18 protein-coding genes and 2 pseudogenes are annotated in these 20872 nt (G+C 70.2%); 8 read left to right on the top strand and 12 right to left on the bottom strand.

Going from position 1 to position 20872, the window contains the following annotated elements:
* Positions 1-145 precede the first annotated feature (145 nt).
* The gene (locus tag AX769_RS25880) at positions 146-2065 is read right to left on the bottom strand and encodes a family 43 glycosylhydrolase (protein WP_066274647.1); all 1920 of its coding nucleotides are present in this window, start codon (positions 2063-2065) and stop codon (positions 146-148) included.
* Between the two features lie 87 nt (positions 2066-2152).
* Between AX769_RS25880 and AX769_RS00315 the strand changes: the two genes are divergently transcribed.
* Positions 2153-2335, top strand: coding sequence for a hypothetical protein (locus tag AX769_RS00315; protein WP_066274641.1), 183 nt, complete (start codon positions 2153-2155; stop codon positions 2333-2335).
* Between the two features lie 28 nt (positions 2336-2363).
* Here AX769_RS00315 and AX769_RS00310 read toward each other — a convergent pair whose 3' ends face one another.
* A complete protein-coding gene (locus AX769_RS00310; protein WP_066274638.1) occupies positions 2364-2927 on the bottom strand; it encodes a TetR/AcrR family transcriptional regulator in 564 nt (187 codons plus the stop codon).
* A complete protein-coding gene (locus AX769_RS00305) occupies positions 2920-3780 on the bottom strand; it encodes an alpha/beta fold hydrolase (RefSeq protein ID WP_066274635.1) in 861 nt (286 codons plus the stop codon). The genes AX769_RS00310 and AX769_RS00305 overlap by 8 nt, the downstream gene beginning before the upstream one ends.
* 197 nt (positions 3781-3977) lie before the next feature.
* On the opposite strand from AX769_RS00305, the gene AX769_RS00300 reads away from it, so the two are divergent.
* The gene (locus AX769_RS00300) at positions 3978-5327 is read left to right on the top strand and encodes an NAD(P)/FAD-dependent oxidoreductase (RefSeq protein WP_082763375.1); all 1350 of its coding nucleotides are present in this window, start codon (positions 3978-3980) and stop codon (positions 5325-5327) included.
* A gap of 89 nt (positions 5328-5416) precedes the next feature.
* Here the strand turns inward: AX769_RS00300 and AX769_RS00295 are convergent, their stop codons facing one another.
* Positions 5417-6511, bottom strand: a complete 1095-nt coding sequence (locus AX769_RS00295; RefSeq protein WP_239451882.1) for a radical SAM protein — start codon at positions 6509-6511, stop codon at positions 5417-5419.
* A gap of 89 nt (positions 6512-6600) precedes the next feature.
* On the opposite strand from AX769_RS00295, the gene AX769_RS00290 reads away from it, so the two are divergent.
* Complete coding sequence (locus tag AX769_RS00290) at positions 6601-6867, top strand: hypothetical protein (protein ID WP_066274632.1); 267 nt, start codon at positions 6601-6603, stop codon at positions 6865-6867.
* A 3-nt stretch (positions 6868-6870) separates the two neighbouring features.
* Here AX769_RS00290 and AX769_RS00285 read toward each other — a convergent pair whose 3' ends face one another.
* A complete protein-coding gene (locus AX769_RS00285) occupies positions 6871-7194 on the bottom strand; it encodes a DUF86 domain-containing protein (RefSeq protein WP_066274629.1) in 324 nt (107 codons plus the stop codon).
* Positions 7191-7682: a helix-turn-helix domain-containing protein gene (locus tag AX769_RS22720; RefSeq protein ID WP_204249270.1), complete on the bottom strand. Its 492-nt coding sequence runs from the start codon at positions 7680-7682 to the stop codon at positions 7191-7193. Before AX769_RS22720 ends, AX769_RS00285 begins: the two co-directional genes overlap by 4 nt.
* Positions 7683-7816: 134 nt before the next feature.
* Between AX769_RS22720 and AX769_RS00275 the strand changes: the two genes are divergently transcribed.
* Complete coding sequence (locus AX769_RS00275) at positions 7817-8170, top strand: PRC-barrel domain-containing protein (protein WP_066274626.1); 354 nt, start codon at positions 7817-7819, stop codon at positions 8168-8170.
* A 90-nt stretch (positions 8171-8260) separates the two neighbouring features.
* Here AX769_RS00275 and AX769_RS00270 read toward each other — a convergent pair.
* Together AX769_RS00270 and AX769_RS00265 are read right to left on the bottom strand one after the other, a co-directional pair.
* Positions 8261-10962, bottom strand: a pseudogene (locus AX769_RS00270) (phosphoenolpyruvate carboxylase).
* Between the two features lie 94 nt (positions 10963-11056).
* Positions 11057-12454 carry an aldehyde dehydrogenase family protein gene (locus tag AX769_RS00265; RefSeq protein ID WP_066274624.1) on the bottom strand — a complete coding sequence of 466 codons (1398 nt, stop codon included), beginning with the start codon at positions 12452-12454 and terminating at the stop codon, positions 11057-11059.
* A gap of 68 nt (positions 12455-12522) precedes the next feature.
* On the opposite strand from AX769_RS00265, the gene AX769_RS00260 reads away from it, so the two are divergent.
* Positions 12523-13473: a nucleoside hydrolase gene (locus AX769_RS00260; RefSeq protein WP_066274622.1), complete on the top strand. Its 951-nt coding sequence runs from the start codon at positions 12523-12525 to the stop codon at positions 13471-13473.
* 47 nt (positions 13474-13520) lie between these two features.
* On the opposite strand, the gene AX769_RS25875 is transcribed toward AX769_RS00260, so the two are convergent.
* Positions 13521-13643: a hypothetical protein gene (locus AX769_RS25875; RefSeq protein WP_369824049.1), complete on the bottom strand. Its 123-nt coding sequence runs from the start codon at positions 13641-13643 to the stop codon at positions 13521-13523.
* Positions 13637-14071: an antibiotic biosynthesis monooxygenase gene (locus AX769_RS00255; protein WP_369824048.1), complete on the bottom strand. Its 435-nt coding sequence runs from the start codon at positions 14069-14071 to the stop codon at positions 13637-13639. Before AX769_RS00255 ends, AX769_RS25875 begins: the two co-directional genes overlap by 7 nt.
* Before the next feature lie 184 nt (positions 14072-14255).
* Between AX769_RS00255 and AX769_RS00250 the strand changes: the two genes are divergently transcribed.
* Positions 14256-14759 (top strand): MarR family winged helix-turn-helix transcriptional regulator, encoded by a 504-nt coding sequence (locus AX769_RS00250; RefSeq protein WP_157887363.1) that lies wholly within the window; start codon positions 14256-14258, stop codon positions 14757-14759.
* 86 nt (positions 14760-14845) lie between these two features.
* Here the strand turns inward: AX769_RS00250 and AX769_RS00245 are convergent, their stop codons facing one another.
* The gene (locus AX769_RS00245) at positions 14846-15325 is read right to left on the bottom strand and encodes a ribbon-helix-helix protein, CopG family (protein ID WP_157887362.1); all 480 of its coding nucleotides are present in this window, start codon (positions 15323-15325) and stop codon (positions 14846-14848) included.
* 151 nt (positions 15326-15476) lie between these two features.
* Here AX769_RS00245 and AX769_RS00240 point away from each other — a divergent pair.
* Positions 15477-16891, top strand: a pseudogene (locus AX769_RS00240) (aspartate aminotransferase family protein).
* A gap of 21 nt (positions 16892-16912) precedes the next feature.
* Here AX769_RS00240 and AX769_RS00235 read toward each other — a convergent pair.
* The gene (locus AX769_RS00235) at positions 16913-17512 is read right to left on the bottom strand and encodes a TetR/AcrR family transcriptional regulator (protein WP_066274618.1); all 600 of its coding nucleotides are present in this window, start codon (positions 17510-17512) and stop codon (positions 16913-16915) included.
* Between the two features lie 42 nt (positions 17513-17554).
* On the opposite strand from AX769_RS00235, the gene AX769_RS00230 reads away from it, so the two are divergent.
* Positions 17555-20722, top strand: a complete 3168-nt coding sequence (locus AX769_RS00230) for a glycoside hydrolase family 2 TIM barrel-domain containing protein (protein WP_157887361.1) — start codon at positions 17555-17557, stop codon at positions 20720-20722.
* The last annotated feature ends 150 nt before the right edge of the window (positions 20723-20872 follow it).

Genomic DNA, 20872 nt, shown 5'->3' with positions numbered 1-20872 from the left:
CCTCTGTCAGTCGCTCAGCGTCTCACCATCGAAGAAGTATCAGCACCGAGACGGCGGCGGACGCCGTTGTGCAGGGCGTGAAGCAGCTGCCGCTCGTCGTGGCGTGACCGACGGCCTGACGTCCTGCAACCTGCGCGCAGCGGCGTCAGCGCGCGAGCGCGCTGACCTTCAGGTACGAGAAGGTGCTGGTGTAGCCGGCGCCGCCGAGCGAGATGAGGCCGATGCGCGGGTGCGAGCCGAGGGCCGCATCCCACGTGCCGCCCTTGACGAAGTGTCGGCCGTCGACGCTCGTATAGGCGGTGTACTCGTCGGTGCCGCCGACGAGCCGGTGCGCGATGCGGAGGGTGGTCGACGAGCCGACCGGGCCGACGACCATGTTGCCGTAGTTCGGTGATCCTGCGGGCACCGGCGTCACCTCCTTGCCGAACTCGGTCTGGCGCGTGTCGAAGATCGAGTTGGACGTCAGCCGCACGTAGTTGCCGTCGTCGCCGTAGACGATGAGGCCGCCCTGCACGTAGTTGAGGCCGTCGCCGGTGGCCGGGGTGTTGACGGCCACCCGAGTCTCGACGACGTAGTCGCCGTGCGGCGCGGCCTCCGCGAGCACCGAGGCGAGCGGCGTCGTCGGCGGGTGGATGTCGGCATCCTGCGTCTGCCAGCGGAAGGCACCGCCCGAGACCGAGTACGTCGACTCCGCGGGCTGGCGGGTCCACGTCAGCGCAGTGGGCAGCGTGCTTCCGTCGAACGTCGTCGAGGCCGCACCGTCGACGCGCCCCGGCTGGTCGTCTGCCACGAATCGCGGTCGGTACGACGCCCGTTCACCGGGCTGAGCCGCAGGGCCCGCCTGCACGGTGTCGGACGGCCCCGCGCCCCCGCGAACGATCGGCCAGCCGTTCTTCCAGTCGAGCGGATCGATGAGCACGGGCCGCTTCGTGTAGCCGGGCTGCCCGGCGTAGTAGGGATCGCTCTGGTCGACCGCATGGTAGATGATCCAGCTCTGCCCGGCGAAGTCCGTCACGACGGTGTTGTGACCGGTACCCACCCAGCGATTGCCGTTCTGGGCCAAGAGCGGCGTGCCGCCGACGCGGGTGCTCAGGATCGAGGCACCGTCCTGGTCGAGGAACGGCCCGAGGGGGCTCCGCGACCGCGCCACGAAGACGCCGTAGCCCGTCAGGGAGCCGTTGCAGCAGTTCGTCGCCGACCCCATGAAATACCACCAGCCGTCGTGCTGCATCAGGTAGGTGCCCTCGTACCGGTTGTCGATCGCGATCGGCTTCTCGGTCGCAGGCAGCGAGCGAGTCCCGTCCGCGGTCAGCTGCCGCACGTTGACACCCCCGAAGTAGCTGCCGAAGTAGACGTACGAGGCGCCGTGCCAGCTGATCACCTCGGGGTCGAACTCCCAGCGCTCGCCGGTGCCGTTCGCGGCCTCCTGCGGGGCGACGACGGGGCCGCCCGAGTCCGTCCAGGGGCCGGTGGGGCTGGTGCTGGTCGCGAGGCCGACAGCGGAGCCGCCGCCCGTGGCCGCGCCGTCCGCCCCAGGAGTGTCGCTTGCGGCGTAGTACATGAAGTACCGGCCGTCGCGATAGAGCACGTCGGGCGCCCAGATGCCGTTGGCAGCCCCGACCCAGGTGGGCTTGGACGCCGGGGTGAACGCATCGTCGACGTACGTCCAGTGCGTCAGGTCGAGCGACCGGTAGGTCGGCACGATGTGCTGCACGAGCGACCCGTCGGCGTTCTTCTCGGTCGCCGTCAGGGCGTCGCTCGTGCAGTAGAGGTACCAGTAGGGGTCGCCCCGCGTGGCGCCGTGAAGCGCCGTCGGGTCGGCGCAGCTGGCGGCGGTCTGGCCGTCGGGCAGCGTGAGGGCCATCGGGTTTTGGTGAGTCGGGGCGACGGTCGGCGCCGAGTGCCCGGGCGCGGGCGGCGCAGCCGAGTGCCCGGCGGAGGTCGGCGGTGCCGAGTGCGCGGGTGTCGCGCCGGCGGCCGACGTGACCGGGGCGGCGAGCAGGCCGAAGGCAGCAAGAGCGGCAACCACGATCGTGGTGTGCCGGCGAGTGTGTGATCGAAGCATGGCGGTGTCTCTCTCGACGCTGAGGAGTGGTGCTTGCACGCTACTCACCGCGCGGCCGCCGCCGCCCGATCCGCTAGCCTCGCCGACATGGATATCGACTACGCCGGTGGCGGGGGATGGCTGACGTTGGCGCTCGTGAATGCGGGGCTGGCCGAGTCGAAGGGGCGGTCGCGGCTGACCTGGTTCCTGGTCTCGATCGTGCTGGGCCCGTTCGCCACGCTCCTGATCGTGACGTGGCCGCGGCCCGAGCCGCGCCCTGACCCGCGCTGAGTCGCGCCGATCTTCGGAGAGTCGGCGCTCACGCCCAGGTACGGAGGGCCGCGGTCGTCGCGGCGACGAGCCTCGCGAAGCTCCGGTCGACGTCGAGCGGCATGCCGTACCCGCCGCCGGTCTCGAGCGAGACGAAGCCGTGCAGCGTCGAGCGGAGGAAGCGCGTGGCGTCGAGCGCGTCGTCGCCGTCGAGACCGTAGCCGCTGAGGATCGTTGTGATGAGTGTCAGAAAGCGTGTGCTCGCCGCCATGTTGGCCTCGTCGTCGCGGTCGCCGGCCACCACGGTCAGCGGGTACTGCCCGGGGTGCTCGAGCGCCCACGAGCGGTACGCCTGTGCGACTGCGACGACCGCGTCGTCGCCCGAGCGCCCCGCGGCCGCCTCGATGATCGCGTCGCCCATCGCCACCTTGGCCCGGACCTCGAGGCTGCGCTGCAGGGCGGGGAGGCCGGCCACGTGCTTGTAGAGCGACGGGATCTTGACGCCGAGGCGCTCGGCGATGGCGGCCAAGGTGAGTGTCGCACCCGGCCGGGCGTCCACGATCCTGCCGGCCGCCTCGAAGACGACCTCTTCGCTGAGCCCTGCCCTAGGCACGCGAGCCGCCGCTCTGCGCGCCGTCGTCGGTCAACCCGAGGCCCGTGAGGAAGGCGACGATCGCGGGGTGCACCACCTCGGGCCGCTGCGTGTGCGGGTAGTGCCCTGCGTCGTCGACGATCAGCTCGTCGGCGTGCAGCTGCGACGTGACCCAGTGCGCCTCGGCGACGGCGTCTTTCCAGTCAGGATCGAGGGCGCCCATCACCACGAGCGCCGGCTTGTCGACCTGCGAGATGAGGTCGCCCGACAGCGTGTGTGTCGTGTGCGAGGTCTGCGAGAACGCCTTCGCGTGCCCCGGCTTCTTGAGCGAGGCGACGAGCGCCTTCCGGTAGGCCGCGAAGTCGACGGGCTTGTTGCCCTTGTAGAGCGTCGGCAGGTAGGCGTTCCAGACGGTGGAGGCCCACAGCGGCGCGAGCATGGCACGAAAGGCGAAGCGGCTGAACGCCGAAGCGTTCTGCGGGTCGCGAGCCCAGGGCCCGATCACGACGAGGCCGTCGACCAGCTCGGGCCGCTGCGCCGCGACGATCACCGAGACGGCGGCGCCCATCGAGTTGCCCACGAGCACCGCCGGGCGCCCGAGCTCTTCGAGCAGGGCGATCACGTCGGTCGAGGTCGCCTCGTCACCGTAGGTCGAGAAGGTCGTGTCGCTGTCGCCGTGGCCGCGCAGCTCGGTGGCGACGGCGGTGAAGCCGGCGTCGGCGATGGCGGGGGAGAGGAAGCGGAAGGTCGAACGGATGTCGCCCATGCCCGGGATCATGACGACGAGCGGGCCGGTGCCGCGCGTCTCGTAGACGATGCGCCCCTCGGGGCGGGCCAGGGCCGCCGTGGCGGGCCCGTTCTGCGTTGCGTTCATAGTGGCTAATATAGTTAGCCAAATAGCTAGTGTCAATAGCCAATTCGGGCCTGTTGGGGCGAACGGTGGGACAGGACTAGGTTGGAGGCCGTATCCGCGTGATCAGCGCGATGCGTTCGGGCGACGACGACGAACCGGGAGGGGTCCGGGCTCACGAGGCCGTCGACACCCCCGGTTCTCATACGAGAGGACCTGGGATGACCCCGCCACCGGCAGGTAGAGAACCCTACGACAGTGCGACGCAGGGGGCCGGCGACACCCGGCCGCACGTCGTCATCATCGGTGGAGGCTTCGCGGGCGTCGCGACGCTCAAAGCGCTGAAAGACGCTCCCGTGCGCGTGACGCTCGTCGACCGTCACGTCTACAACATGTTCCAGCCGCTCATGTACCAGGTAGCCACCGGCGGCCTCAACGCCGGCGACGTCACCTACTTCCTTCGCAGTCTGCGCAACCGCCAGCCGAACGCTAACTTCCAGCACGGCCTCCTCAAGAAGATCGACACCGAGGGCCGAGTGATCACGCTGGCCGACGGCGAGCAGATCTCGTTCGACGCCCTCGTGCTGGCCAACGGCGTCAACACGAACTACTTCGGCACGCCCGGCGCGAAGGAGTACTCGAAGTCGATGTACTCGCGCTCGCAGGCCCTCCGCATCCGCGACGAGCTCTTCACCCAGCTCGAGAAGGCGGCCGTCCGCGAAGACACCACCGAGGTGCGCGTCGTCATCGTCGGCGGCGGCTCGACCGGCGTCGAGATGGCCGGCGCGCTCGCCGAGCTGCGCGACCAGGCGCTCGTCACCGCCTACCCCGAGATCGACCGCAAGAGCATCACCATCACCCTGGTGCACCGCAGCGCCGAGCTGCTCAAGCCGTTCGCGCCCCGCCTCCGCAAGTACGCCGCCGCGAGCCTCCGCAAGCGAGGCGTGACCCTCCGCCTCAACACCGGCGTCGCCGAGGTGCTCAAGAACGGCGTCAAGACCGCCGACGGCGAGGTGATCCCCGCCGAGCTGGTGATCTGGGCCACGGGCGTGACCGCTCACGGCGAGGTCAACGAGTGGGGCCTCGAGCAGGGCCAGGGCGGCAGGATTCTGGTCGGCTCCGATCTGCGCGTCACGGGCCAGGACCGCATCTTCGCGGTCGGCGACATCGCCCTCACCCCGAAGCCGCTCGACCAGCTCGCCCAGCCCGCCCTCCAGGGCGGCGTGCACGCCGCCGAGATGATCCTGCGCGTGCTCGAGGGCAAGCCGACGCAGGTCTTCAAATACCACGACCGCGGCACCATGGCGACGATCGGCCGGCACGCGGCGGTCGCCCAGCTGCGTGGCGGCATCACCCTGACCGGTGTGCCCGCCTGGTACACGTGGATCCTGATCCACATCTACAGCCTGCTCGGCAACAGCAACCGCATCACGACGATGGCGCACTTCATCTCGCGCTATGCCTGGTTCACCTACCGCCGTGCCGTGCCGATCGTCGGCGACGTGCGCCCCGTCAAGAAGCACGGCGACCGCGTCGAAGACGTGCCCGTCGAGGTCGAGTCGCGCGCGTAGCTCTATCCCCCTCCTCTCGTGAGACTCGAGACCTCAGAATCGATGACATCCGACCCCGGAAAGCCGTCGAATTCGAGGTCTCGACGCCGTCAGAAGAGGGTGGGCTCGGGCGCCGCGGCCAGGGCGGGGCGCGTGCGACGGCCCCGCAGAGCGAAGCGGTCGTGCGCGGCGTCGTCGGGCAGCGGTAGGCCGTTGCGCAGCATCGACGCTCGCACCCGCGACCAGAACTCGTCGCGGTAGCCCTTCTCGGCGTACGTGCCGCCGCCGTAGATGCGCCGGTAGCCCGCCGAGAGGTGTGGCCGCTCGCGATCGATCCAGGCGAAGTAGAGCTCTTTGACGCCCGGCTGCAGGTAGAGAAGGTGCGGCAGCACCGCGGTGACCCCGGCGTCGACCAGGGCCGACATGAGCTCGTCGATCTGCGACGCGCTGTCGGTCAGCCCAGGCAGCAGGGGGGCCGCGAACACGGTGCAGTCGAGCCCGGCATCACGGATGGCGCGCACGGTCGCGAGCCGGGCCGAGGCGCTGGGTGTGCCCGGCTCCATCAGGTGCTGCAGCTCGTCGTCGACGACGGCGATGGACAGGCCGAGCTGCACGTCGACGCGCTCGCGGGCTGCGACCAGCAGATCGAGGTCGCGCCGGATCAGCGACCCTTTGGTCAGGATCGAGAAACTCACCCCGGCATCGGCCAGAGCCTCGATGATGCTCGGCATGAGCGCGTAGCGCCCCTCGGCCCGCTGATACGGGTCGGTGTTGGTGCCCAGGGCCACCCGGTCAGGGATGCTGCGCTTCCGCGCCAACTCGGACCGCAGCACCTCGGCGATGTTCGTCTTGACGACGATCTGCGTCTCGAAGTCGCTGCCGAGCCCCATGCCGAGGTGCTCGTGCGTGGGGCGCGCGTAGCAGTAGACGCAGGCGTGCGAGCAGCCGCGGTAGGGGTTGATCGTGTACTCGCCCGGCAGGGCCTTGGCGGTGGCCGGCACGTGATTGAGGGCCGATTTGGCCAGCACCTCGTGGAAGGTCATGCCCCTGAACTCGGGCGTGCGGATGCTCTGCACCAGGCCGGGCATCTGGAACGACGCGGCACGCTCGAGCCCGGGCAGGGCGCCCGGCGCCGCGGCGTCGAGCTTCTGCCCGGCCCAGCGCAGGCCGCCGGCCGGTGGCTCGGTGGAGGTGGTATCGGTCACGCTCCGTGACGCTACCCGGAGCCACCGACACTCGAGGTGCCCGGCGTAGGCTCGGCGACGTTGTCACCCCCTACGAAAAGGACCACAGGATGCCAGAACCCGTCGAAGTCGGATACGTCGCCTACATGCTGTCCGCCGACTACCTGGCCACGGTCGGAGCCGACTTCGACTCGGAGAAGGCCGACGACGCGATCCTGAAAGAGGTCAACCGACTGGCGCCCGACGGCGTCACGGTCTCGCGCAACGGCAAGGCGTTCGCGCCGGCGTCGCAGGCCGAGGCCGCGCGCGGCATCGACTGGGATGCCATCCTGACGCAGATCGACGTCGACCAGATCCTCGCCGACACCGGTCGCTGACCTTCATCGACCGAGCAGTCGCCTCGCGGCCGCCTCGATGACCGGGGCGTCCTGCCGGGCCGTACCCATGACGACCGAGTGGGTCGTGTCGAAGTAGCGGTGGGCCAGGATGTCGCGCATGCCCGCCATCTGCGCCCAGGGGATACCGGGCTCTCGTGCTCGCATCCCGGGGTCGAGATCTTTGACGGCTTCGCCGATCTCGATGAGGCGCATGCGGATCGCGTCGAAGACGATCCGCTCGTCGGCGTCTTCGAGTGCGACGTATTCGCGGATCGCCTGGCAGGCAGCGACGATGTCGAGCAGGCGCTCGGCCTCGGGTCGGCTCACAGCGCGATCGAGTCTCGGTCGGAGGACGCTCTGACCTCGGGCTTCAGCCCGTCGGAGGGCACGACGTCGACGTCGACACCCAGGATTCGCTCGGCCTCGGCCTGCATCCGCATGAGCGACAGCAGGCCCGACCCCGGCGGCAGGTCGACGAGCAGATCGACGTCGCTGGTCTCGGTGTCGTCACCCCGAGCCACGCTGCCGAACAGGCGTGGCCTCCTCGCCCCGAGCTCGGCCAGCGACGCGACCAGTTCGTCTCGGTGCGCGTCGACGAGCATGCGCAGGCGGCTCGGGCCTCGTGCTGTGAGCGACACCTCGAACCCGGCGGCACGCAGAAGTCGCACCAGGGTGCCGAAACCGGGCTCGCGGCGCCCGGACTCGTAGGCGCTGACGACGCTCTGCGTCACGCCGGCCCGGTGCGCCAACTGGCTCTGGGTCAACCGAGCCTGCTGCCGGGCGTCCCGCAGCATCTCACCGGCCTGCGAAGTCATGACTGGATTATACCGATTAGTCACTTATCGCGGATTGTCACTCTCAGAGACCGACGAGGCCGCGACGCAGCGCGGGCGACTAGCGTCGTGCAGAGAGGCACGGGCATGGCGCTCTGCCGACGAGGAGGAACGCCGTGTTCGAAGCTGAAAACCTGCGCGATTGGATCGGCGAGTCAGTTGTCGACCAGGACGGCGACAAGGTGGGCACCCTCGAGAGCGTCTACTTCGACACCTCGACAGACGCCCCGGCCTTCGCGACCGTGCAGGCGGGCGTCATCGGTAAGAAGCTCATCTTCGTGCCGCTGAACGGCGCCGTGGTCGCGCCGAAGTGGCTCAAGGTGCAGTACGGCAAGAAGATCATCAAGGACGCCCCGTCGATCGCGACCGACGGCGAGCTCCAGGCCAGCGCCGAGCCCGAGATCTTCGAGCACTACGGCCTGCCCTACCAGACGGGCTCGGGCGGCGAGCGCCGCCTCGGCCGCCGCTAGAAGGCGCAGCTAAAAGCACGCGATCGGCCGTCGAGGTGGTCCGCGGACCACCTCGACGGCCGATCGTCGACTTCTCGCGAACGGAGCCGGTCACCCGGTGTTCTGCAGCCCGGCCGCGACCCCGTTGACTGTCAAGAGCAGCAGGCGGTGGTCGGCGTCGGTGGGGTCTTTCTCGGGGTTCCTGCGGATGCCGCGCAGCGCGCGCAGCTGCAGCAGCGAGAGCGCGTCGACGTAGGGGCTGCGGAGGCGGACGGCCCGCGACAGCACGGGCCGGTCGGCCAGCACGTCGCTGTGGCCGGCGGTGCGGATCACCCAGTCTCGGGTGCGTGCCATCTCGGCGAGAACCAGGTCGGCGAGATCCTGTCGGTCGGCCAGCGCGAGATACTGCCGCGCGATGGTGTCGTCGGTCTTGGCGAGCGACATCTCGACGTTCTTGATCATCGCGGCGAACACCGGCCACGACCGGTAGGCCTCCTGCAGCAGCGCCTCGTCGCCGACGGCTTCGAGGGCGGTGCCGAGGCCGTACCAGCCGGCGAGGTTGATGCGGGCCTGCGACCAGGCGAACACCCACGGGATCGCCCGGAGGTCTTCGAGCGACGACACCGACAGGCCGCGGCGGGCGGGGCGCGAGCCCAGCGCGAGCAGCCCGACCTCCTCCATCGGGGTGACCTGCGCGAACCAGGAGGCGAAGCCCTCGGCCTTCACCAGCCCGAAGAACGCGGCACGAGACGCCTCGTCCATCGTGGCCGCGAGCGGCGCGTACGTCGCGGTCGCCGACGAGGTGCGCTCTTCGTTCGACGGGGCCGACGACATCAGCGTGGCGGCCGCCATTTGCTCGATGTGCCGGGCGGCGATGGTCTTGTTGCCGTACTGCGCGAAGATCACCTCGCCCTGCTCGGTGATCTTGAAGCGGCCGTCGACGGATCCGGGCGGCTGCGCCATGACGGCCTCGTTGGCCGGCCCGCCGCCGCGCCCATGGCGCCGCCGCGGCCGTGGAAGAGCGTCAGGGTGATGTCGTTGTCGGCGGCCCAGCGAGCGATCCGGCCCTGCGCGTCGTCGAGAGCGAAGGTGGCCGACACCGGGCCGACGTCTTTCGACGAGTCGGAGTAGCCGAGCATGACCTCGAGCTTGCGGCCCGTGGCGTCGAGGCGAGCCCGCACGTGCTCGGTCTCGATCGACTCCTGCAGGATGCGAGTGCTCGCGTTCAGGTCGGCGAACGTCTCGAACAGCGGGATCACGTCGAGCACGGGCGCCGCGTCTTCGCTGCCGAGCGCGATCCGCGCGAGTTCGAGCACGTTGGCGATGTCTTCGGACGACTGCGTGAACGAGATGATGTAGCGCGACGCGGCCTCGCGGCCGTAGCGAGTCTGCAGCTTCTTGACGGTGCGGAAGACGTCGAGCACCTCGATCGTCATCGGCGCGAGCTCGGCCGGGTCGGGCGTGCCGTCGGGGAGGATCTGCCCGGCGGCCAGTGCCTCGCGGGCCTCGTTCAGCGCTGCCCGGTGCACCTGCGAGTGCTGCCGCACCTCGAGCTCGGCCAGGTGGAACCCGAAGGTCTCGACCTGCCAGACGAGGCTCTGCAGCTCGCCGTTCGCGCTGCGGTGCGCGCCTGCGGCTCGCAGCGACGCCTGCACCACGTGCAGGTCGTCGAGCAGGGCGCGCGGGCCGGAGTAGGCCAGCGACTCGTCGCCGCGGCGGGTGGCGTCGATGCGCGCGGCGATGAACAGCAGCGCTCGGCGGTGGCTCTCGTTCGGCGAGCGCAGCCCGATGCTCGATGCCACGTCGGGGGCAAGCTCGGCCTGTTGCGCGGCGAGCGCGGCGAGTGCCTCGTCGGCGGGGGTGTCGTCTTCGTCCAGCGTGAGCGTGCCGCCGATGCGGCTCGCGGCGCGGAAGAGGCCCAGCAGGACGTGCTCGGCCGCGATCTCGGCAGCCTGGCCGGTGATCTCGGCGGTGACGTGGGGGTTGCCGTCGCGGTCGCCGCCGATCCACGAGCCGAGGCGCAGGAAGGCCGGCGCGACGGCGGGCTTGAGGCCGGCGTCGGCGCCCTGCAGGCGGTCGTCGAGCAGTCGGTAGACGCGCGGCACGGTCTCGAAGAGGGTCTGGTCGAACACGTTCATCGCAGTGCGGACCTCGTCGAGCGGGGTCGGGCGCGTGGTGCGGATCGGCGACGTGCGCCACAGAGTGTCGATGTCTTCGAGCAGGCGCCGCTCGATGTCGGACGTCTCGAGGGTGTTCGCGGCCTGGTCGCTCGCCGTCATCAGGTCGCTGATGCGCCGGATCGTGGCCGACACGGCCCGGCGTCGGGCCTCTGTCGGGTGCGCGGTGAAGACGGGGTGGAAGCGCAGGCTCTCGAGCCGGGCGTGGGCCTCGTCTGCACCGACCTCGTCGACGAGCTGCGCAAGGGTCTCGGGCAGCGAGTCGGAGACGGTGCCGGCCTCGGCCCCGCGGCGCTCGAGCACCCGCACGCGGTGGTGCTCCTCGGCGAGGTTCGAGAGGTGGAAGTAGCAGGTGAAGGCGCGCGCGACCTCTTCGGCGCGATCCTGGTCGAGGGCGTCGACCAGCGCCTGCGCACGCTCGAGCGAGGCGTCGCCCGACCCCTCGTAGGCGTCGATGACGGCCCGGCGCACCCGCTCGACGTCGTCGAGCAGGTCGGGCCCTCCTGACTCGGTCAGGACGCGACCCAGCAGGTTGCCGAGAAAACTGACGTCCTCGCGCAAATCGGCGTCGACGGCGCCGCGGATGTCGTCGCGGCTGGACCCGTCGGATCGTCTCGACCCTTCGACAGTGGTCATGGGTGATCCCTTCGAGGGTGGCTGAACGTCACCCACCATAGTTACCAGAGATGACGGCCTTGTTACGTCGGTCGGGTCAGCACCGCCTCGAGAATCAGCGGAGCTTCGACAGCACCCTCCGCACGAGCGCGTCCTTCGCCTTCGTGAACGGCGGGTAGGCGATGGCGAGGGTGTCGGGGTGCAGCGGTTTCGACAGCACGGCCTTCTCGTGGCTGAAGACGAGCAGGCTGCGCTCGCCGTGGTACGCGCCCATTCCGCTGGGGCCGACGCCGCCGAAGGGCAGCCCCGGCACGAGCAGGTGGGCCGAGGGCACGTTGAAGGCGACCGCGCCCGACGAGGTGAGCGTCAGGATCCTGCGCCTCGCCTCGTCGGATTCGGTGAACGCGTACAGGGCCAACGGCTTCGCCCCCGCCCGGATCACCGCGATGGCCTCGTCGAGACCCGCCACCGTCACGATCGGCAGCACCGGCCCGAAGATCTCCTGCTGCATCACCGGGTCGTCGACGCGCACCCCGGTCAGCACCGTCGGGGCGATGTAGCGGTCGGCCCGGTCGGTGCTACCGCCGAGGGCCGCTGTGCCGGCACCGTCCGCGCCGCCCGGCAGCAGGCCGGCGAGGCGCTCGAACTGCCTGTCGTTCACGATGCGGCCGTAGCTGTCGCTCTGCCGCGGGTCGGCGCCGTAGAAGTGCCGGGTGGCCGCGGCGATGAGCGGGACGAGCCGGGCGGCTGTGGCCTCGGTGGCGAGCAGGTAGTCGGGGGCGACGCAGGTCTGGCCGGCGTTCATGAACTTGCCCCACGCGATCCTGCGGGCGGCGACGTGGAGGTCGGTGGTCTCGTCGACCCAGACCGGCGATTTGCCGCCGAGCTCGAGGGTCACCGGCGTCAGGTGCTCGGCTGCGGCCTTCAGCACGATCTGCCCGACGCGTTCGCTGCCGGTGTAGAAGATGTGGTCGAAGCGCTGTTTCAGCAGCTCGGTGGTCTCGTCGGCGCCGCCCTCGACGACTGCGACGGCGTCGGTGTCGAGGCTCGCGAGCACGAGGCGGGTGAGGGTCGCGCTGGTGGCCGGGGCGAGCTCGCTGGGCTTCAGCACGACCGCGTTGCCCGCGGCGAGCGCGCCGACGAGAGGGTCGAGCAGCAGCTGCACCGGGTAGTTCCACGGCGCGATGATCAGCACGACCCCGAGCGGCTCGCGCACCACGCTCGCCGTGGCGGGCGCGATCAGCATCGGCACGGAGGTGCGCTTCGGCTTCAGCCACTGGCGCAGGTGCCGCAGAACGGTGTCGATCTCCGACACGACCAGGTTGATCTCGGTCAGGAGCGCCTCGTCGCGGTGCTTGCGGAGATCCCGGTGCAGCGCCCCTTCGATCTCGGGTGTGTGCTCGACGAGCATGGCCCGCAGGGCACGCAGCTGCGCGACGCGCCAGGCGTACGGCTTGGTCGTGCCCGTGTCGAAGGCGTGTCGCAGCGCTGCGACGGTGTCCACCGGATCCATGGGGTCAGCTTGCTCCGACCCGGGCAGGATCGGCCACAGTCGTCGTGATGAACCAGTAGATTCAATCCATGGAATCGCCCGCCCTCGTCCCCTTCTACTTCGACTGCGACACGGGGATCGACGATTCGCTCGCCCTCGCCCTCCTTCTCGCCGAACCCAGCATCGACGTGCTCGGCATCGGCACCGTCTCGGGCAATATCGACTCGACCTCGGCGGCCCGCAACACGCTCGCCCTGCTCGCGCTCGCCGGGCGCAGCGACATCCCCGTGGCCATCGGCGCGCAGGATCCGTTGACGCGCGAATACGACGGATACGTGCCCCACATCCACGGCAAGAACGGCATCGGCGACGTCGAGATCCCCGACTCCACGGTCGCTGCCGCCGACGGCACCGCCGCCCGGATGCTCGTCGCCCTGGCGCACGCCCACCCGGGGCGCCTGCAGGTCGTCGCCGTCGGGCCCCTCACGAACCTCGCCCTGGCCCTGCAGCTCGAGCCCGAGCTGCCGTCGCTCGTCGCCGGCGTCACGATCATGGGCGGTGCCTTCTGGGTGCCCGGCAACGTCTCGCCCGTCGCCGAGGCGAACGTCTTCAACGACGCCGACGCCGCGGCCGTCGTGGTGAAGGCCGGCTGGCCGCTCACCCTCGTGCCGCTCGACGTGACCATGCAGCACCACTTCGGCGAAGACCACCAGGCCGGGTTCAACGAGGTCGGCTCGGCCTTCCACTCGGCGCTCGGCGGCATGCTCAGCACCTACCTCGACTTCTACGAGGGCGTCTTCTCCGAGCGGCGCTCGGCCCTCCACGACCCTCTGGCCGTGGCGATCGCCACGGGCGACGTCGTGCCTGACGGGGTGCGCGAAGTCGGCGTCGAAGTGCGGGTCGACGGCGACGAGCGCGGCCACACGGTGCCCGTCGAGGGTGGCAGCCCCGTGGTGCGCGTCGTGACTCATGCGCCGGCCGACACGGCGACGATCCTGAACGCCGGGATCCTGTCGCTCGCGACCCCCGACCGCGTCTGACGGTCGGCCGCGTCTGACGGTCGGCCGCGTCTGACGGTCGGCGGCGCCTAGCTGCCCGGCTGCCGCCGCGGAGCGTTCAGCCACGGGCGCAGCACGCGCGTGGCCAGCGGCAGCACCCAGTAGGCCATGATCGGCGTGAGAATGATCGTCGTGACGAACACCTTCAGCACGATCTCGAGGTGCGAGAAGCCGGGGAAGACCAGCAGGGCCACGAGGTTGAAGGCCAGGTTGACCGGAAAGAAGCCGACCCAGATGCTCGTCGCCTGCTTCCACCGGGGCGGCGGGGAGCCGCCGGCGCCCCTTTCTCGGCCGAGTCGAACCAGCCCTCGATGCCGGTTCGCTTCTCGACGCGCGACTCCACGACGAGATCCTGCCCCGTCGCCAGCCACTCGCGGCGCTCGTCGGACGATTCCCACGACTCGAGCGTCTCGTCGTCGGCGAACCGGTAGAGCATGTGCCACTCGTCGGAGTCGGCGTGGGCGCGAACCCAGCCCGAGCCGAGGAAGCCGGGCCGGCGGTTGGCGAGGTTCACGCCGGCCTGCACCCAGCGGGTGGCCTCGGGGATGCGCTCGGGCTCGACGATTCGGGTGATGGACACGGTGACGGGAAGGGGCCTCGGTGCTTGTGGCAGTGGGGCGGCGTTCCGCGTCTCTTCTGGAGACATGCACAGCAGTATCGCCGATCGCTCGTTTCAGACGAGTTACATCCGGCATTGCTGGGAAGCCCTGTGGAAGCCGCTTGCTGGGAGGGAGCCGCTATCACGGTGGACTACTCTCGCAATCATGGTGGTCCGGCGTAACGACGAGGTCGATCTCCTGATCGATGCCTGGGCCGGGCAGCTGCCCGAGATCGACTTCTCACCGCTCGACGTGATGTCGCGCCTGCGGCGCATCTCCCTGCGGCTGAACTCGATCCGTGCCACGGCCTTCCGTAGCGCCGGCCTCGCCATCTGGGAGTTCGATGTGCTCGCGGCCCTCCGCCGCGCGGGCGAGCCCTTTCAGCTCAGCCCGGCGCAGCTGGTGCGCGTGACCATGGTCACCAGCGGCACCCTGAGCAACCGCCTGGACCTCCTCGAAGAGCGCGGTTTCGTCGAGCGCCGCCGCAACCCCGAAGACGGCCGCGGCGTGCTGGTGCACATGACCGACGAGGGGCGCGAGCTCGTCGACCGGGCCATGATCGCCCTCGTCGCCTCCGAAGAGACGCAGCTCGGCGCCCTCGAGCGCGAAGAGCGCAACCAGCTCATCGAGCTGCTGCGCCGTCTCGGCGACGCCATTCTGACCGATTAGGTCGGTCTCACCGATTAGGTCGGTCTCACCGACTAGGTGGGTCTCACCGACTAGGTGGGTCTCACCGACTAGCTCGGTCTCACCGACTAGCTGACGAGCTTGTACTCGACCAGCAGCTTATGGATCGCCTCGCGCACGAGTTCGCTCTGGCTGCGCCCCGTGCTCGTGGCCAGGCGGGTGAACGCGGCGAACTCGACCTCGGGCACGCGGCCGCGAACAGTGGGTGACGCACCGTGGGCGGTGCCGCCGACCGGCACGCGGCCGGGTCGGCCCAGTGCGGCCTGCAGAGCCTCTTCGCTGCCGTCCTCTCGGAGCAGCATGGCGCGGCCCTGCGCGGCCGCCGCGGCACCCGCAAAAACCTTGGCGCCTTCGGGAAGCGGGCGGTTCGGGTCGAGCAGCCCCTCGGCGAACTCCTCAGGCGTGACGTCGTCGTTATTCATGTAGGTTCTCCTCTCGATACCGGCGATGTTTCGGGCCCAGTTCCATCGCGCGTGCAGCATCGCATGGACCTGATCCTGGTGAGGGATGCCGTGTTTGCCAGCCGAGTCGAGCCACCGTGGTGCCATGACCGTACCATATGTGTAGCACGCATTCATGGCCACGCATTGAATTCGACCTCTGCCTAAGTCAGAGGCGGCTGCCGGACTGGCAGGATCAGCACGCCCGAGTGACGGATCGGCCTTTCGCTCACGAGCGGAGCGCGGCACCATGGAGCGCATGACCACGACCGCGAACGTGCAGACCGAGCCCACCGAAGACGCCTCCGCGCAAGAGTGGACGGCCCTTCAGGCCGCCGGCCGCGACCACCTGTGGATGCACTTCTCGCGCATGGCTCCGTTTCAAGAGAAGCCGATGCGCGTCATCGACCACGCCGAAGGCGTCTACCTCTACGACGACAAGGGCCAGAAGATCCTCGACGGGCTCAGCGGCCTCTTCGTGGTGCAGGCCGGCCACGGGCGCGACGAGCTGGCCGACGCGGCGGCGGCGCAGGCGAAGAAGCTCGCCTACTTCCCGGCCTGGGGCATCGCCAACCAGCCGGTGATCGAGCTGTCGGAGCGCCTCGCGAACTACGCCCCCGGATCCTTGAACCGCGTGTTCTTCACCAGTGGCGGCGGCGAGGCGGTCGAGAGCGCGTGGAAGGTCGCCAAGCAGTACTTCAAGCTGACCGGCAAGCCGATGAAGCACAAGGTCATCAGTCGCATGTCGGCGTACCACGGCACCACGCAGGGCGCGCTCGCGATCACGGGCCTCCCGGCGATGAAGCAGGCCTTCGAGCCGCTGACGCCCGGCGGGTTCCGTGCCGCCAACACCGACTTCTATCGCGCCCCGAGCACGGTGACGACGAGGTCGCGTTCGGGCTGTGGGCCGCGAACCGCATCGAGGAGGCCATCCTGCAGGAGGGCCCTGACACGGTCGCCGCGGTCGTGCTCGAGCCGGTGCAGAACTCGGGCGGCTGCTTCACCCCGCCGCCCGGCTACTTCCAGCGCGTGCGCGAGATCTGCGACAGGTACGACGTGCTGCTGGTGAGCGACGAGGTCATCTGCGCGTTCGGCCGCCACGGCACGATGTTCGCCTGCGAGAAGTTCGGCTATGAGCCCGACATCATCACCTGCGCGAAGGGCATGTCGAGCGGCTACGGCCCGATCGGTGCGATGATCGCGAACGAGCGGGTCATGGAGCCGTTCTTGCAGGGCACCAACTTCTTCCCGCACGGTTACACCTTCGGCGGGCACCCCGTCTCGGCGGCGGTCTCGCTCACGAACCTCGACATCTTCGAGCGCGAGGGCCTCAATCAGCGCGTGCTCGACAACGAGCAGGCCTTCGGCGACACCCTCCGCAAGCTCCTCGACCTCCCGATCGTCGGCGACGTGCGCGGCGACGGCTACTTCTGGGGCATCGAGCTGGTGCGCGACAAGGGTTCGAAAGAGACGTTCGATGCCGCCGAGCGCGAGCTGCTGATCAAGCAGTTCCTGCCGAACGCCCTGCTCGACAACGGCCTCTACTGCCGCCCCGACGACCGCGTGAACCCCGTGATCCAGGTGGCCCCGCCGCTGATCTCCGGCCAGGCCGAGTTCGACGAGATGGAGCAGATCCTGCGCGGCACCCTGCAGGACGCCTGGTCGCTCGTCTAGCGCCGCCCGCCCCGCTTCTTCTCAGGGCCGGAGGACGAGCGACAGGTAGTGGCGGAGGGACAGCGACACGTCGACGGTGTCGGGGGCGTGCAGCCACTGCAGCTGGATGCCGTCCCAGAGGGCGACGAATCCGCTAGCGGCCAGCTCGGGGTCGACGTCGGGCCGCAGGCGACCCTCGTCGGCCAGGGCCCGGAACTGCGCACCGAAGTCGGAGCGCAACCGTGCGAATCGACTCTCGAAGTATGAATGCGCAGGATGCGACGGCGAGACCGACTCCGCACAGAGGGTCGTGTAGAGCTCGATGATGCCGGGCACCTTCTCGTTGTGCTCCGCCTGGGCGATGGCGCCGTCGACGAGGCCGCGGCCCGCGGACACGTCGTCTCCGCGCTCGTCCCGGTCGGCGAGCACGGCCAGTAGCAGGTCTTCTTTGGCCGGGAAGTGATGCAGCACCGCCGACTGGCTGACGCCGCACGCCGTCGCGACCTCCTGGATGCTGCCCGAGCGGTAGCCGTGCGCGGCGAACACGTCGCGCGCTGCGGCGATGATCGCGGCGCGGCGCGCGGCGGTCTTGGCGTAGGGGCCGCGGGCTGCGGGGCCGGGGGCGACGCTGGCGTCGGGCATGAAAACAGTGTACTCACTCGGTATTCGTGTTAGCGTCGCGGCATGACGACGACGCCTGACGACGTGACCGATATCGTTCCGGGCACGGGGCGCCGCAGCCCCGCGCGCTCGTGGCTGCACACCGACGCCGCGAGCATCGACCTGTCGGGGGAGTGGGCCTTCCGTCTGCGGTCGCAGGCGGCCGGCGAAGACGAGTTCGCTGATCCTGCGACGCCTCTCGGCGGCTGGGACACGATCTCGGTGCCCGCGCACTGGGTGCTCGAGGGCGACGGCTCGTACGGCGAGCCGATCTACACGAACGTGCAGTTCCCCTTCCCCGTCGACCCGCCGTTCGTGCCCGACGAGAACCCCACCGGCGACTACCGCCGCGACTTCACCGTGCCAGCAGACGGGCCCGACGCCGCGCTGTGGGCCGGTGGCGCCCGGCACCTCCTGCGGTTCGACGGCGTCGAGTCGACCTACCGCGTCTGGCTGAACGGCGCCCTGGTCGGCACAGGATCAGGCAGCCGCCTCATGCAGGAGTTCGACGTCACCGAGATGCTCCATCCGGGCACCAACACCATCGCCGTGCGCGTGCACCAGTGGTCGGCCGCCAGCTACATCGAAGATCAGGATCAGTGGTGGCTGCCGGGCATCTTCCGGCCGATCACCGTGCTGGCGCGACCTGCCGGAGGCCTCGACGACGTCTGGCTGCGCACAGCGTGGTCGGAGGGGCGCGCGAGCCTCGACCCGGAGATCACGGCGTCACCCGACGCCTTCCCGGTGCGGCTGCGCATCGACGAGCTCGGCGTCGACGTCACGTGGGCGACGCCCGCTGACGTGCAGCCGCTCGAGGTCGCCGGCACCGAGCCGTGGTCGGCCGAGTCGCCGCGGCTCTACGAGGCTGTCGTCTCGAGTGCCGGCGAGACCGAGACCATCACCCAGCGCATCGGCTTCCGCACGATCCGCATCGAGGGCGATCGCCTACTCGCCAACGACCGCCGCCTCGTCTTCCACGGGATGAACCGCCATGAGGCACACCCCGACCGGGGCCGCGTCTTCGACGAGCAGCACGCCCGAGAAGACCTGATGCGCATGAAGCGCTTCAACGTGAACGCGATCCGCACCAGTCACTACCCGCCGCACCCTCGCCTCCTGGATCTCTGCGACGAGCTCGGCCTCTGGGTCGTGCTCGAGTGCGACCTCGAGACGCACGGCTTCGAGCGGGGGCGCTCGCTCGAGACGCCGAAGCCCGGCGACGACGCCTGGCACTTCGCCCCGGCCGACGCGTGGGAGAGCAATCCGAGCGACGACCCCGCCTGGCGCGAGGTGTACCTCGACCGCATCGAGCGCACCGTCGAGCGCGACAAGAACCACGCGAGCGTCGTGATCTGGTCGCTCGGTAACGAGGCCGGCACCGGGCAGAACCTCGCGGCGATGGCCGACTGGGTGCACGACCGCGACTCGTCGCGCCCGGTGCACTACGAGGGCGACTACACGGGGCAGTACACCGACGTCTACTCGCGCATGTACCCGTCGATCCCCGAGGTGGAGTCGATCGGGCAGGACTCGATGGCGCTGCTCGAGCGCGCGTCCGCCGCCGAATCGGCCCGGCTCCGCACCCGGCCCTTTCTGATGTGCGAGTACGTGCACGCCATGGGCAACGGCCCGGGCGCGATCGACCAGTACGAGGCGCTCGTCGATCGCTACCCGCGCCTGCACGGCGGCTTCGTCTGGGAGTGGCGCGACCACGGCATCCGCACGCGCTCGGCCGACGGAACGGAATTCTTCGGCTACGGCGGCGACTTCGGCGAGGTCGTGCACGACGGCAACTTCGTGATGGACGGCATGATCCTCTCCGACGACACCCCGACGCCGGGCCTCCATGAGTACGCGGCGGTCGTGGCGCCCTTCAGGATCGAGGGGGGTGCGGGTTCGCTGCGCGTCGAGAACCGCAGGCACTCGGCCTCGGCCGCCGACGTGCGGTTCGTCTGGCGCGTCGAGCGTGACGGCGCGCCCGTGGCCTCGGGCGAGCTTGTCGTCGGCGATCTGGCTGCTGGTGAGAGCGTCGACGTCGCGGTGCCGGGGGCGGCGAGCGCGGCGGGCGTCGCCGGCACCGCCGGCGGGTCGGCTGGCGCCACCGGCGGCTCGGTCGGCGGGGCAGGGGAGGTCTGGCTGACCGTCGACGCCGTGCTGCGCGACGACGCGGCGTGGGCCCCGGCCGGGCACGTTCTCGCCACCGGGCAAGTGCGGCTGGCGACGCCGGGCGAGGTGCCTGCTCGCGGTGGGCGCTCTGCATCCTGGGGCCCCTGGCGGCGTGACGCGGCCGACGTGCCGGCGCGCGTGGAGCTCGGCCCGGCGGTCTTCGAGGACGGCCGGCTGGTCTCGCTCGCGGGGCAGGAGGTCGCCGGGCCACGCCTCGCGCTCTTCCGCGCGCCGACCGACAACGACTCGCTCGCCTCGGGCGGCGCCTACGACACGGCAGGAGTACTGCCGGATCACGGCATGGGTGCCCCGGCGCTCGCGCTCTCCGAGACGTGGCTGCTGGCCCGGCTCGACCTTCTCGTGCCGCGGGTGCTCGAGGCGGCGACGAGCGACGACGGGCAGGCGCTGCGGGTGCGTGAGCGCTGGGCGGCGCCGTCGTCGCGCCTCAGCTGGGTCACGGACACCCGCTGGCGGCTGGTCGACGGGGTGCTCGACCTCGCCGTCGCGATCCTGCCGTCCGCCGGATGGGGCATCGTGCTGCCGCGCATCGGGCTCCGCTTCGATCTGCCCGGCGCCGTCGATGCGGCGTCGTGGTTCGGCACCGGGCCGCTGGAGTCGTATCCCGACAGCCGGCACGCGGCTCGGGTCGGTCGGTTCGAGGCGGGCATCGACGAGCTGTCGGTGCAGTACGCACGGCCGCAGGAGACCGGGCACCGCAGCGACCTGCGCTCTCTGACGCTCTCGGCCGACGGCGCGCCCTGGCTGTCGCTCGACACGGTCGTCGACACCTCGGGGCGGCTGCCGGGCTTCACTCTGTCGCGGCACACCGCCGAGGAGATCGCCGAGGCCGGGCACCCGCACGAGCTGCCGGAATCGGAGGCGACGTACCTCTACCTCGACGCGGCGCAGAACGGTCTCGGCTCGCGGGCCTGCGGAGTCGACGTCTGGCCCGAGTTCGCGCTCAAGGCCGAGGCGCGCACCCTGCGCTTCCTGCTCGCCCCCGCCTCCCCTTCCGCCTCCGCCTGATCACGCCCCTGCCGAAATAGCGACCGATTCGGCCCCCGAGTCACACCCGTTACTGCCGAAAAGGTGGGCGACGCGCGAATCGGTCGCGATTTCGCGCGCAAGGCCCGGTCGAGGCGCGAGAAGACCGGGTGGCGTGACGCGGATGGGGAT

The organism is Frondihabitans sp. PAMC 28766 (assembly GCF_001577365.1).
In the GTDB taxonomy this organism is placed as follows: Bacteria; Actinomycetota; Actinomycetes; order Actinomycetales; family Microbacteriaceae; genus Frondihabitans.
Note: the sequence above shows the minus strand (reverse complement) of the source record. Positions and strands in the feature narration are given on the sequence as shown.

Coding starts and splice junctions, on each gene's coding strand:
- AX769_RS25880 (WP_066274647.1), bottom strand. CDS start 2,065: ATGCTTCGATCACACACTCGCCGGCACACCACGATCGTGGTTGCCGCT.
- AX769_RS00315 (WP_066274641.1), top strand. CDS start 2,153: ATGGATATCGACTACGCCGGTGGCGGGGGATGGCTGACGTTGGCGCTC.
- AX769_RS00305 (WP_066274635.1), bottom strand. CDS start 3,780: ATGAACGCAACGCAGAACGGGCCCGCCACGGCGGCCCTGGCCCGCCCC.
- AX769_RS00300 (WP_082763375.1), top strand. CDS start 3,978: ATGACCCCGCCACCGGCAGGTAGAGAACCCTACGACAGTGCGACGCAG.
- AX769_RS00290 (WP_066274632.1), top strand. CDS start 6,601: ATGCCAGAACCCGTCGAAGTCGGATACGTCGCCTACATGCTGTCCGCC.
- AX769_RS22720 (WP_204249270.1), bottom strand. CDS start 7,682: ATGACTTCGCAGGCCGGTGAGATGCTGCGGGACGCCCGGCAGCAGGCT.
- AX769_RS00265 (WP_066274624.1), bottom strand. CDS start 12,454: ATGGATCCGGTGGACACCGTCGCAGCGCTGCGACACGCCTTCGACACG.
- AX769_RS00260 (WP_066274622.1), top strand. CDS start 12,523: ATGGAATCGCCCGCCCTCGTCCCCTTCTACTTCGACTGCGACACGGGG.
- AX769_RS00250 (WP_157887363.1), top strand. CDS start 14,256: ATGGTGGTCCGGCGTAACGACGAGGTCGATCTCCTGATCGATGCCTGG.
- AX769_RS00245 (WP_157887362.1), bottom strand. CDS start 15,325: ATGGCACCACGGTGGCTCGACTCGGCTGGCAAACACGGCATCCCTCAC.
- AX769_RS00235 (WP_066274618.1), bottom strand. CDS start 17,512: ATGCCCGACGCCAGCGTCGCCCCCGGCCCCGCAGCCCGCGGCCCCTAC.
- AX769_RS00230 (WP_157887361.1), top strand. CDS start 17,555: ATGACGACGACGCCTGACGACGTGACCGATATCGTTCCGGGCACGGGG.